The 13,027-nt window shown below is 45.9% G+C and carries 12 protein-coding genes; 6 read left to right on the forward strand and 6 right to left on the reverse strand.

What is annotated here, in order from left to right:
• Positions 1-214: 214 nt before the first annotated feature.
• The 5 genes from IEX62_RS15510 to IEX62_RS15530 form a co-directional block, all read right to left on the reverse strand.
• Entirely contained in the window at positions 215-1,252 is a 1,038-nt protein-coding gene (locus tag IEX62_RS15510; protein WP_188776460.1) for a M42 family metallopeptidase, read from the reverse strand.
• 216 nt (positions 1,253-1,468) lie between these two features.
• Positions 1,469-1,819 (reverse strand): LapA family protein, encoded by a 351-nt coding sequence (locus tag IEX62_RS15515; protein ID WP_188776461.1) that lies wholly within the window; start codon positions 1,817-1,819, stop codon positions 1,469-1,471.
• A 225-nt stretch (positions 1,820-2,044) separates the two neighbouring features.
• Positions 2,045-3,835: an oligoendopeptidase F gene (gene pepF, locus IEX62_RS15520; protein WP_188776462.1), complete on the reverse strand. Its 1,791-nt coding sequence runs from the start codon at positions 3,833-3,835 to the stop codon at positions 2,045-2,047.
• A gap of 281 nt (positions 3,836-4,116) precedes the next feature.
• Positions 4,117-4,308: a hypothetical protein gene (locus IEX62_RS15525; RefSeq protein WP_188776463.1), complete on the reverse strand. Its 192-nt coding sequence runs from the start codon at positions 4,306-4,308 to the stop codon at positions 4,117-4,119.
• Positions 4,309-4,316: 8 nt separating this feature from the next.
• Positions 4,317-4,547, reverse strand: coding sequence for a hypothetical protein (locus IEX62_RS15530; RefSeq protein WP_188776464.1), 231 nt, complete (start codon positions 4,545-4,547; stop codon positions 4,317-4,319).
• Between the two features lie 154 nt (positions 4,548-4,701).
• On the opposite strand from IEX62_RS15530, the gene IEX62_RS15535 reads away from it, so the two are divergent.
• The 6 genes from IEX62_RS15535 (at position 4,702) to IEX62_RS15560 (ending at position 11,089) form a co-directional block, all read left to right on the forward strand.
• Positions 4,702-4,899, forward strand: coding sequence for a cold shock domain-containing protein (locus tag IEX62_RS15535; RefSeq protein WP_188776465.1), 198 nt, complete (start codon positions 4,702-4,704; stop codon positions 4,897-4,899).
• Positions 4,900-5,352: 453 nt separating this feature from the next.
• On the forward strand, positions 5,353-6,561 hold the full coding sequence (locus IEX62_RS15540) for a cytochrome P450 (protein WP_229685846.1): 1,209 nt from the start codon (positions 5,353-5,355) through the stop codon (positions 6,559-6,561).
• A 370-nt stretch (positions 6,562-6,931) separates the two neighbouring features.
• Positions 6,932-8,014, forward strand: a complete 1,083-nt coding sequence (locus IEX62_RS15545; RefSeq protein ID WP_188776466.1) for a tetraprenyl-beta-curcumene synthase family protein — start codon at positions 6,932-6,934, stop codon at positions 8,012-8,014.
• 23 nt (positions 8,015-8,037) lie between these two features.
• Positions 8,038-9,021, forward strand: coding sequence for a 6-phosphofructokinase (gene pfkA / locus IEX62_RS15550; RefSeq protein WP_188776467.1), 984 nt, complete (start codon positions 8,038-8,040; stop codon positions 9,019-9,021).
• A gap of 524 nt (positions 9,022-9,545) precedes the next feature.
• Complete coding sequence (locus tag IEX62_RS15555; protein ID WP_188776468.1) at positions 9,546-10,145, forward strand: TetR/AcrR family transcriptional regulator; 600 nt, start codon at positions 9,546-9,548, stop codon at positions 10,143-10,145.
• 74 nt (positions 10,146-10,219) lie between these two features.
• On the forward strand, positions 10,220-11,089 hold the full coding sequence (locus IEX62_RS15560; RefSeq protein WP_188776469.1) for a DUF72 domain-containing protein: 870 nt from the start codon (positions 10,220-10,222) through the stop codon (positions 11,087-11,089).
• A 354-nt stretch (positions 11,090-11,443) separates the two neighbouring features.
• Here IEX62_RS15560 and IEX62_RS15565 read toward each other — a convergent pair whose 3' ends face one another.
• A complete protein-coding gene (locus IEX62_RS15565; RefSeq protein ID WP_188776470.1) occupies positions 11,444-12,823 on the reverse strand; it encodes an MATE family efflux transporter in 1,380 nt (459 codons plus the stop codon).
• Positions 12,824-13,027 lie beyond the last annotated feature (204 nt).

Below are 13,027 nucleotides of genomic sequence, written 5' to 3' on the forward strand. Positions count from 1 at the left end.
GATTAAATCCATCTTAACAGATGTCTTTTTTCGAATGTCTACTTAAAGGGGATAATACCAGGAAGCAAGCTGTCTTTTTTGTTTTATCCTGAAAAGGAATGAATACAAGCATGAGAATATAGAACAAGCCTACAGATGAATTGTTAGTATAGCTATAGCATTCACACTTCTACTATAAAGCTAAATGTACAAGCTATTCTATTCTTCGTATACTTTACTCCGTAATATAAGCCCCCAGCAATCTCGCCGTATTGATCACCGCATCACTATGCGTACGCTCCATCGCATGAGACGCATGAACACCTGGGCCGATCAATGCTGCACGGATATTATTACCAGCAGATAGCGCGGCAGAAGCATCCGAGCCGTAGTGCGGATACACATCTAGTACAAATGGAATCTCTTCACGCTTCGCCAGTTCAGCCAGCTTACCCGTCATTTCGTAATCGTAAGGCCCGGAGCTATCTTTCACACAGATCGATACGTCCAGCTCTGTACAGGACAGATCATCACCGATACAGCCCATATCCACGGCGATCATTTCATCAATCTCATGCGGAATATGAGCAGCACCATGACCAACCTCTTCATAATTGGAAATGAGCAGCTTTACCTGATGTGTAGGCTTCCAGTTGTTCTGATGTGCCGATTCCAACAGACCGAACAGAGCCGCAACACTTGCTTTGTCATCCAGATGACGAGATTTGATGTAGCCGCTTGGTGTCAGCACAGGACGCGCATCGAAGGCAATATAATCACCTACAGCGATCCCCAGCTTTTCTACATCTTCCTTCGAGGCAACCACTTCATCGAGACGGATTTCCATATTTTCTTCTTCACGCTTAAATTCATAAGCATCATCGTACACATGCACCGATGGCTTGGTCGTCAAAATCGTACCTGTGTACACACGACCATCCCGTGTATGAATGGTGCAGTATTCATTTTCAATACTATTCATCGAAAAGCTACCTACTATGGACAAGCGAATCGTGCCTTCTGACTTGATCGCACGTACCATCGCACCAAGTGTATCCACATGAGCGCTCAGAGCAATCGTGCGAGAAGGATCGTTGCCTTCCAGTGTAAGAACGAGTCCGCCTTTGCGGTTTCGCTCCGCCGTTACACCTAGCGTTAGGGCTTCCTGATGCAGGCGCTCGATCAGGCGATGAGTATATCCGGTAGGGCTTGGTATTGCTAATAGTTCTTGGAGTAGGGATAGGGTGTAGTCGCGATTAATAGAAATATTCATGAGGTTCTCCTTTTTCAAACGGTAAAAGTATGTACTGTCCTTGAGCGTATGCATATCTACTATACTCTGACAGTCCGGGTGACGACAAGCAATGTAACCAACATACCAGTTTTGCGTATCGTTATCCAGTAAAAATCCACCTGTCGTCTCGCTAGCGTTAGCGAGATAGCAGGTGGATTCATAAGTCAATCCTTTGATAGTAGCATTGAAGCGATATTACAGCTTGCGATCGGAGAACGAGGACGCGGTATCCTCATTACGATCATACATTTTGTCAAACTCCACATTGCCAACTGGGCCTGTATCTGCGACAGGAGCAGAACCGAGCTGTGCAATTTGAGCTTCCAGCTGCTTGATTTTACGCTGTAAAAAGTACTGGCGGTAGATGCCATAAAATCCGACGATCAGTCCGCCGACAAGCGTGCAGCCCAGAATAAGCAGAATTAGCGGCAGCTGAACCATATTGAACAGCAAATTCACCTGTACCGGATTCACGTTAATCACCGCGAAAATCGCAATAATGACTGCAAAAATCAAGCCCAGAATTAATGTCCATTGAAATCTCAAATGAAATCCCCCTTTCAAAATCGTTACGTTCTGACATTTATCTCATTCAATACTATATAAAGTAATTCCTGCTTGCGTAAACAGGTATAGCGAGTTAGCTTCATTCTATCCACATACAAACGCGCCTGACAGAAGAGATGATCCTGTGCAGGCGCGCTTGATGTGTTGCTCTGTAATCCTTATAAGATAAGCAGAAGCAGTGTAGGCATGTAACCGTTCCAGTGCTTACTTCGTCAATTGCTCCATTTCGCTAATCAGGCTTTCAAATACACTCATCGCTTCACGAATCGGCTCCGGTGTAGACATATCGACACCAGCTTTAGCCAGAATATTGATGGAATAATCGCTACCACCGCTTTTCAGGAAGCCCAGATAGCGATCAACGGCAGGCTGTCCTTCCTCCAGAATTTGCTTGGAGAAGCTTGTAGCTGCGGAGAAGCCTGTCGCATATTTGTACACATAGAAGCTGTTATAAAAGTGCGGAATACGTGCCCATTCCATCTCGATATCCTGATCTACCGTCATGCCTTCGCCATGATATTTCACATTCAGATCGTAATAGATTTGAGATAGATCCTGCGGTGTTAGCGATTCGCCTGCTTCACTGCGCGCATGCACGATCATTTCAAACTCGGCAAACATCGTTTGACGGAATACTGTTGTACGGAATTGATCAGCATAATAAGTGAGCAGATACATTTTTTCCTTTGGATCGGTCGACTTTTTGAGTAGATAATCCATTAGCAGCGCTTCATTCGTCGTCGAAGCCACTTCAGCCAGGAAAATCGTATATTGTGCATCACGATAGGAGAGGGCATTGTCCGAATAATACGAATGCAGTGCATGTCCCATTTCGTGAGCAAGGGTGAACATACTGTTCAGATTGTCCTTGTGGTTGAGCAGTACATATGGATGTGTACCGTACGCACCCCAGCTGTACGCACCTGTGCGCTTGCCTTCATTTTCATATACGTCAATCCAGCCCTCGTTATAGCCTTTGTTGAGAGAGTTCAGATAATCCTCACCAAGTGGCTTCAAACCGTCTGCGACGATCTGTTTGGCCTGCTCATAGGTGATATCCATATTGAATTCTTCTACAAGGGGAGCGAAGAGATCGTACATATGCAGTTCATCTACACCGAGCAGCTTTTTACGCAGCTCCATATAGCGGTGCATGATAGGCAGACTTTCATGAATCGTATCGATCAGATTCGTATACACATCCTTCGGAATATTGTCGCCATAGAGGGACATTTCCAGCACAGACGGATATTTACGTACACGAGAGTAGAACATATTTTTGTTCACATTCGCTGTTAATGTTGCAGCGATTGTATTTTTTTGACGAGCATACGTGCTGTACATGGCTTTGAATGCACGCTCACGAACTTCACGATGTGGGCTTTCCAGAAACTGAACATAGCGTCCATGAGTCAGCTCCACTTCGTTACCATTTTCATCGATAATGCTCGGGAATTTCAGGTCTGCATTGTTAAGCATTCCGAAGATCGTTTGTGGAGCCTGGGATAGATTGCCTACCTGAGCAAGCAAGGCTTCCTCTGCTTCGGTTAAAATATGCGCCTTTTCACGCTTCATTTCCTTCAAGGTGAAGCGGTATGCTTGCAGCTCAGGAGCTTCTAGCAGCTGCTCCAGCTCTTCATCTGACAGGCTCAAAATCTCCGGTGTTACAAAGGAAAGCGCCTGACTCACATCGACGCTTAGCTTTTTCGCCTTTTGCGTTAGTGCCTGGTATGTAGGATTGGTTGTATCTTCATCCTGATGCATGTGTGCGTACACATACAGGCGCTCGATCTGCATGCTGACACGGTCTTCCAGCTCAAAGGCTTCTTTAACAGCCTGTGCTGTGTTCAGCTTGCCTTTCAGCTTATCTGCTTCTGGCAGCATAGCCTTTAGCTCATCATAGGCTTTATCCCATGCCTGCTGATCAGCAAACATATCATTCAGATTCCAACAATGCTCAGGTGCAACCTCAGAACGTTTCAATACTTCCTGCATCTCGAATTCCTCCTCAGGGTAGGTAAAATTAAATGGTGTAAACAGGAGCGATGTGCCATCATGTGCCTATACAAATGTAGAAGGCTACAGTACAGTCCACTTTGCGTGAATCGCTATAAAGACATACAATCCACATTCGCTTCCGTATAAAGGTGTAACTATAGTTCAAATAGCAGGCAAGCTCGCCTGTAGCATCATTACAATGCCACATGATACGAGCTTGCCTGCCATGTGAATGAAAATCATATCCCGCGCTGGTTCATCGGAGCGTATTCTTAAATTTAAGAACCGTTCGGATTAGCAGCCATTAGGAAGCCATAAATCATTAACCCAAAAGCAACCAGCAGCATCACAATTGCAAAGATTGCCAGCCAGCGCTTGAATGGCTTCGGAATGGTGTCCTTATACGTAATCAGAACAAATCCCTGCACAAAGGCAAGGATAATGAAGATAACGATAGCAGTGTAGTTCATCGGGCGGCTTAGACCTCCCGGAAGGCACTCATGATGTCTTCCCATTCCGCTTCATTATCGAATTTGTCTTTAGGGAAGCGATCGCTTGCCCATTGCATCATCTCTGGACGGCTAAGGAAGCGATGCGTTTCTTCGCCCCATTCATCGGAAATTTCGCGCAGAATCAATTCGCGGCCGTTCACCTCGACGGTCATCATGTTCCATTTGTCTCTTTTGTAAATCTGGTGTTTTTTAATCATGGTATAAATCTCCCTACTTCGGTATTGCTAAAATCATACCTTTTGCCCTCCAGAATTGCAAATCAAAACGCTTTAACTTCGTTGCATTTTGAAATCGGTTGCGCTATAATACAGTCATGCGTCATAGATGGCGCTATTTTAGGAGGTTGTTTACGTGAAAGGTACAGTTAAATGGTTCAACGCAGAAAAAGGTTTCGGTTTCATCGAAGTTGAAGGAAGCGACGATGTATTCGTACACTTCTCCGCTATCACAGGCGACGGCTTCAAAACTTTGGACGAAGGCCAAGCAGTTGAGTTCGACATCACTGAAGGTAACCGTGGTCCACAAGCAGCTAACGTAGTAAAACTATAAGCTTGATTTCCGTTATACACGGATCACTTATACATTGAACATCCAAGAACGTTCAAGCACATATGTTAGTTACAGCACAAGCTTCCTTGTTCGCAAGGGGCTTGTGCTTTTTTGGTATATAGGTCGGTTAGCGAAATAGAACTGCACGCAAGGATGAGTAGCTAGCGGTGTAAATTTGCTGCATCATTGCGTAATAAAGTAATTTTATAAAATAAATCGATAAGCAGAATGCAATCACAATCCGCGCGTTTTTTGCTTGATGTGATCATCGTGCTATAAAATATAAAATAATTCATCCCTCCAGAGCTGATACATCAAGGTGAGTTTAGGGTGAGTGTACGTAAAGGATCATTATAGTTAATCAAGTTGATTCTGTTGATCTGTATCCGTTGGTCATTCCAAATAAACATGAAGCACACGTGAAAGCGATAAGTAACGGGAGGTTAACCGATTATGCAATCGAATTCCGAAGCATCAGCAATGTTATCACCGAATATGATCGTTCCGCAGGGAGTGAAGGCGGCAGGCTCTGCCTTTGCATGGTATGAGAAGATGAGACGGGAAGCTCCGGTACATTATGATGAACAGCGTGGAAGCTGGGATGTATTTCGCTATGAGGATGTACATCGGGTCATGTCGGATTACAAGTCCTTTAGTTCACAGACACGCCGCGGCGCAGATGGTCAGCAATCTGATATGTTACTCATGATGGACCCACCCAAGCACAAAAAGTATCGCGCTATCGTCAACAAGGCGTTCACGCCTAAGGCTGTAGCTGCCATGGAGCCGCGTATTGCTGAGATTACGCATCAGCTACTGGATCAGATTCAGCCAGACAAGTCGATGGATATCATTCACGATCTGTCGTTTCCGTTACCTGTCATCGTGATCGCAGAACTACTCGGTGTGCGTGAGGAGGATCGTGCACTATTTAAGGGCTGGTCGGATACGCTCGTAGAAGGCTTTAGCGGCAAAGACGAAAGCCCGCAGCAGCTTGCCGCTCGCAAGCAGCAGGCGTCGCGCGAGCTGTATCAATATTTTATGGGCGTGATTGAACAGCGCAAGGTACAGCCGCAGCATGATCTGGTATCTGCACTACTGGCAGCAGAGGTGGAAGGAGAGAAGCTGGATATTCCGCATCTGCTGAGCTTCTGTCTGCTGCTACTTGTGGCTGGTAATGAGACAACAACGAATCTGATCGGTAATGCGGTTATCTGTCTGACCGAGCAGCCAGGACGCTGGCAGCAGCTTGCTCGCAATCGAGAGCTGCTGGATACAGCGATTGAGGAAGCACTGCGTTTTCGTTCGCCAGTGCAGGGCATGGTACGCAAGGCCGTAGAGGATATAGAGATCGGTGGTCAGATCATTCGGCGTGATCAGCTTGTCACGGCATGGATGGGCTCTGCCAATCGAGATGAGCAGAAGTTCGAAGCGGCAGACGAATATCGAATTGATCGTCATCCGAATCCACATATGGCGTTTGGAATGGGCGTTCACTTCTGCCTGGGTGCACCACTGGCACGCCTGGAGGCTCGTACAGCACTGAATGTACTGCTGGATCGTTTTCCTGATCTACAGGCAATCGAAGGACAACGTCTGGAGCTACTACCCAGCCCGATGGTATATGGTGTGAAAAGCTTACCTGTTCAGCTTCGTTCATAGCAGCCTCATCCTCTACTTCATATAGCAGCTTGCGCCGGATTCACTTCTTCTGTGAGTGAATCCGGCGCTTTTTTGGTGAGTGCTACAACTTTAACATGAAATTCACAGTTTTTTTGCAGTTGTGAAAATGTTCAGGTTCATCCTTTTTTGCGTTGAAAAGACAACTGGTTTATCATGTTTATGTTATCTTTTTTGTGAAAAATGTGGGTTTGAACATAGGAACCAACAAGAAGCGTAAAATGGCTATAAAATACTGGAAAAGGCAGCAACGGCGCGCTGTGATCCATAGCGCTGCCACGTTGTGAGGGTGTACAATATGATGTATGATAATGAGGATAGGTTCAACAGACAACCACGTGGAGGCAGCCCATTGAATGATATGATGCAAAGTCGTTACCCGTTTCCCCGTAATGCCATCTCGCTTATGAAGCGAGTGTATAAGCATGGTTTGCCAGAGGTACGTCGCGAGCTGGATGGTTGGCGTCAAATGGCGGAACGCATGCCTGACGCAGAGCTCAGGAAACAGGCGCTTGCAAGTATCGCTACCAAACAGTTTCACTGCGAGGGTGGTGCCATTTATGCGGTCGCCAACCTGTCGCAGCGCCATATTTTGCTGCCGCTCATCGTGGCATTTCAGACGATTAGCGATTATTTAGATAATCTATGTGATCGCAGCACCTCGATGGATGCGGATGATTTTCGCTTGCTACATCAATCGATGCTGGACGCCGTAACGCCGGATGCGGAGCCGGTTAATTATTATGCGCTGCGCACCGAGCAGGAGGATGGCGGCTATCTGAAAGCGCTTGTGCAAACCTGCCAGCAAAATATACGTCAACTCCCCGATTACCCTGCTGTATTCCCTTATGTGCGTGATCTGGTTTCTTTATACTGCGATCTACAGGTGCACAAGCATATCGCGCCTGAGCTAAGGGAAGCCGCACTCCTGAACTGGTGGGCGGAAAATGAATACCGGACTCCTCATTTGCAATGGAACGAATTTGCTGCGGCGACAGGCTCAACGCTTGGCGTTTTTATGCTGTTTCTCGCTGCAAGTGGATTCAATCTGGGCGATGATGGAGCCAAGCAGACGTATCAAGCTTATTTTCCTCATGTATGCTGCTTGCATATTATGCTTGATTATGTGATCGATCAGGAGGAGGATCGGCGCGGTGGAGATTTGAATTTCTGCAACTATTACGATTCGCCGGAGACGATGTACCAGCGAATTGAACAGATTGTAGACTGGGCACGTAGCGATGTGGAACATATTCCTGGAACGTCCTTCCATCGGATGATTATCGAAGGGCTGGTTGCCCTCTATTTATCCGACCCGAAGGTCAGTGAACAGCAGGAAGTGCGAACCGTCTCCAGAAGGCTGATGCGAAAAGGGCCGCTTACGCGCGTCTTTTTTATGGTCAATAGCCGTTGGATTCGTAAGTATATGTATTGAACATAAATAAGGGGGACATTAGAATGTCAGCAACAGAATCAGCAGTACAAAAAATTGCCGTTTTGACCAGTGGAGGCGACTCTCAGGGCATGAACGCAGCCGTACGCGCCGTTGTGCGTAGTGCGCTGTATTATGGACTGGAAGTGTGCGGTATCCAGCGTGGTTATCAGGGTCTGCTTAACGAGGATATTTTCCCGATGGATCTTCGCAGCGTCGGTGATATTATCCAGCGCGGGGGAACCGTTTTGCAATCGGCACGCTGTAAAGAATTCATGACACTCGAAGGTCAGCAAAAAGGTGCAGACATTCTGCGCAAGCATGGTATCGACGGTCTGGTCGTTATCGGTGGTGACGGTTCGTATCAAGGTGCGAACAAGCTGAGTAAGCTTGGCATCAAAACGATGGGTCTGCCAGGTACAATTGATAATGATATTTCGTTTACAGATTATACGATTGGCTTTGATACATCCGTTGGCGTTGTTGTAGATGCCATCAACAAGCTGCGTGATACGATGTCTTCCCACGAGCGTGTATCGATCGTTGAAGTTATGGGTCGTCATTGTGGCGATATCGCTCTGCATGCCGGTCTGGCTTCCGGTGCAGAATCGATTCTCGTACCTGAAGTACCGTTTGATCTGAAGGAAATTGCGGATCGTATGCATAACAACTTTGCCTGCGGTAAACGTCACAGTATCATTATCGTTGCTGAAGGTGCTGGACGCGGCGAAGATGTAGCAGAGCAGCTGCATCTGCAATATCCAAACCTCGAGCCACGTGTAACCGTACTGGGACACATTCAGCGTGGTGGTACACCAACACCTCGCGACCGTAACCTCGCAAGCCGTCTTGGTGATTATGCAGTACGTATGCTCATTGCTGGCGAGTCCGACAAAGCCTGCGGTATTATCAAAGGCGAGCTGAGCATGACGGATATCGACCAGGTTGTAAATACGAAAAAAGACTTTGACCATGCTACGTATGAGCTGGCACTGCGTTTGTCCCAATAATCGTGGATCGGTGAGAGTATGCTTGTCTAAGGGCTGAGGCTGCATGGACAAAAGTGTAGTGATGTCTATTAGATTAGATGACAGGTATACATTTTTGCTACAGCATCATGTCAATAGAGCGTAATGAACATAAAACAAAACAGACATGTGCGTAGGGAATATTGCGCATGTCTGTTTTTGTTTTTAACATGTAATTTTTGTTTTTAACATGTAATCGGATATAGCTATAGTACCCTTTCAATGCACGTTATCTTCTATTCCAGTGCTCATTTTGAAATAAATCGTCGTTATATGTTATGTTTATGAAGGGAAAGAAACTGGCATTTTTATATGATTTATATTACATAAAAAGGTGTTTTACGTAGGTGTTTGGCTATTATTTGGAATAAATCGGTAATTTTTTTGCTCAAAAGTTAGAAGATCGCTGTAAATTATTGTACTATAGAGTAGAAGAATGCTATATGTTTCATTCAGTAATTCAATTATACGGAGTGCTGAGAACCAAGAGAGGGGGCTATTTTACATTGGCTAGAGAAAAAGGAGCAAAGGGAAAGGAGAGCCGGTTACGTTTATTACACGCTGCTGCGCGACAATTTGCAGTACATGGCTTTCATACGACAAAGGTGAGCTCGATTGTTGGTGAGGCGAAGCTATCACAGCCTGCATTTTATTTGTATTTTGAGAGCAAGGAAGCTGTATTTGAAGAATTGGTGGATATGTTCCGTACAAGTCTTCAGGCGGTTATTAACGACAGTCAGTTGCCTCAACAAGAATCAGGTCAGCACAGTATTCTGGATCAGCTCTGTCATACGATTCAGTCGATGTTTGAGTATTTTTACAGTCATCCGGATCTGACGCGGATTGGATTTTACCAGTCGCCAGATGCTGACGAGATCAAGATGGAGCTTGTTCAGGGGATTGAAAAAATGCTACGTATGGAGCAGCGCAATGGCAATCTGTCAACGGATATGTCGATGGAGCTTGTAGCGGAATGCCTTGTTGGCACCATTGAGCGAATCATTTTCACACAGCTGTTACCAGGTACAGTGAGTGCAGAGCAGCTAGCCATCCATATTGTCCGATTGTACGTATCCGGTTTAACACGTAAGCAAAGCAAAGTATAGCCAATGCAGTAGCCCATTGTATGGCAATGATGCTAGCGCCATACCAGATCGTAAAGCCAGGAGGATTGTAAGGCATGATTAGCGTTGGTTTGACGGGTTGGGGAGATCATGATTCCCTTTACCTTACGAAAGAGGCAGTCAAGCAAAAGCTGCCTGTGTATAGCAGTCTGTTCCCTGTCGTGGAGGTGGACAGCTCGTTTTATGCGATTCAGTCCAAGCATAATATGGAGAAATGGACCGCAGAAACGCCGGAGCATTTTCGTTTTCTGGTAAAGGCTTATCAGGGAATGACCGGACATACACGTGGGAAAATTCCATATGATAGCGAAGAAGAAATGTTTCGCAATTTTCGGTTGTCGATCAGCACAATGGAGGAAGCAGATAAGCTACAAGCCGCGCTGTTTCAATTTCCACCCTGGTTTGATTGCACAAGGGAAAATGTCAGAACATTGCGTCGTGTCCGTCAGCTGATGGGGGAGGTGCCCTGTGCGCTGGAGTTTCGACATCAGAGCTGGTTCATACCACAGATGCGCGATAAAACACTTGGCTTCATGCGCGAGGAGAATTGGATTCACAGTGTGTGCGATGAACCACAGGCTGGAATCGGTTCTGTCCCCATCGTTGAAGAAGCGACGCATCCTGAGCTTACCGTTGTGCGTATGCATGGACGTAATGAATCCGGCTGGAATGCTTCCGGTCAGCCCAATTGGCGTGAGATTCGTTATCTGTATCGCTACAATGAGCAGGAATTGTCCGAATGGGCAGAGCGACTGCGACGATTAGAGCAGCAGTCCAGGCAAGTATGCGTTATTTTCAATAATAACTCTGCTGGGGATGCAGCTGATAATGCCAGACAATTGATGGCTATGCTAGGTCAGCAGGTTCCTGCGATCCCACAGGAGCAACCACCGGAGGCAGAGCAGATTGATTTATTTGATTTGTAAGGTGATCATCGATTAATTGATTTCAGGTGAAACGATACGATGATGTGATGAAATGTGAAAAGCCAGCTTCTGCTGTGAATATGCCTGATCGGTATAAGAGGTCGAATTCACGGTAGCAAGCTGGCTTTTTATTGATTTACATAAGGGTTAAGGAGCGATACCATTAATCGTATTTCGTATTTCGTATTTCGTATTTCGTATTTCGTATTTCGTATTTCGTATTTCGTATTTCGTATTTCGTATTTCGTATTTCGTATTTCGTATTTCGTATTTCGTATTTCGTATATTTCGTATTTCGTATTTCGTATTTCGTATTTCGTATTTCGTATTTCGTATTTCGTATTTCGTATTCGTCTACGTGCTCCATTGCTTAGTAGCGGAATGATGGCTACTGCCAGCTTTGCGTTGCACCCACAGCAAGCGTGCGAGTAAAGTCACTGCTCCGCAGGCAAGACCAATACTCAGACCGATCCAGTATCCATACGCGCCCCATGTCGTATACGTAGCAAGTAGATAACCAGAAGGCAACCCGATAATCCAATACGACAAAAACGTAAGGAAAAACGCAGGATTTACATCCTTATATCCACGTAGCGCCCCCTGTACCGGTGTAGCAATCGCATCAGATAGCTGATAAAAGCTCGCAAAGATCATAAAGTGCGCAATCAGTTCAATCAACACCGGATCGGACGAGTACAGCGCAGACACCTGATACCGGAATAGCAGTAAAATAACTGCGGTGCATATGGATAGCAGCAACGCTGTGCCGATTCCCAGCTTACTATACTGTCTTGCATCCTTCAGCCTGCCTGCTCCAACCTCATAACCTACCACAATTGTTAGCGCCGTACAGATGCTGAGCGGTAGCATATATAGCGTAGAGGCAAAGTTCTGTGCCGCTTGATGAGCTGCAATCGTCAGTGTATCATAACGACTCATTAGCAGCGTCACCCCTGCAAATACTGCTGTTTCAAAAAAGATCGCAAAGCCCATCGGTACGCCGATTTTTAACAGCTCTCGCCATTTACTACCAGAAGGTGCATACCATCGACTCAGCAATTGATCCTCACGAAAAGGCTCCGCCTTACGCACAACAATCACAGCGATAATAAGCAGACACCAGTACGTAATCGCTGAAGCTACTCCAGCTCCCACACCGCCAAGTCGTGGGAATCCCCATTGACCAAAAATGAGCAAAAAATTCAACCCCACATTGATCGGTAGCGAGCATAGCGTAATGATCATCGAATAACGCGTCTGTCCCAGCGCATCGATATACCCGCGTAGCACCGTGTACGCGAATAACGGTACAATGCCCGTCGATAACGCCATCAGAAAATACAGGGCAACATCATGCACGCGCGTCTCCAGGTTCATTGCGCCGAGAATCGGCTTAACCAGAAGAGCGCCTATCGCCAGTACAATTAGAGCAATCACGATAGAGAGCAGCAACCCCTGATACACATTAAAATTGACATCACGCCGCTTATTCCCACCGATCAGATGCGAAACAATCGGTGTCACCGCCACCAGAATTCCGCTTAGCCCTGCCTGAATCGGAATCCACAAACTCGATCCAATCGCTACGCCAGCCAGATCCTCTGGACTGAAATGACCGGACATATTGGTATCAAAAAAGCTAATCAGCGATAGCGCAATCTGTGTAATCAATACAGGAAATAAAATTCTCAAAAATTGAGCATACTTTTGTAACCACGTCGTTGTCGGAATCATTTTCAAGAACCTCATTCATTTGGAGTAATAACTAATCTGTGAAGAATATGTACATCCAATCTATACGTATTAATCGAAAAAATAGACGGATAAAAAAGGAGCAGAGCAGCTATCCTGAATGCTGCATTCAGTCCTTTATTCTACAGGAGGAAAAGGGAATTGAGAAGCATGTAATAGGTATGGGAACGTCTGAATTCATTATAA

Origin of the sequence: Paenibacillus hunanensis (genome assembly GCF_014645615.1) — a bacterium.
Taxonomy (GTDB): domain Bacteria; phylum Bacillota; class Bacilli; order Paenibacillales; family Paenibacillaceae; genus Saccharibacillus; species Saccharibacillus hunanensis.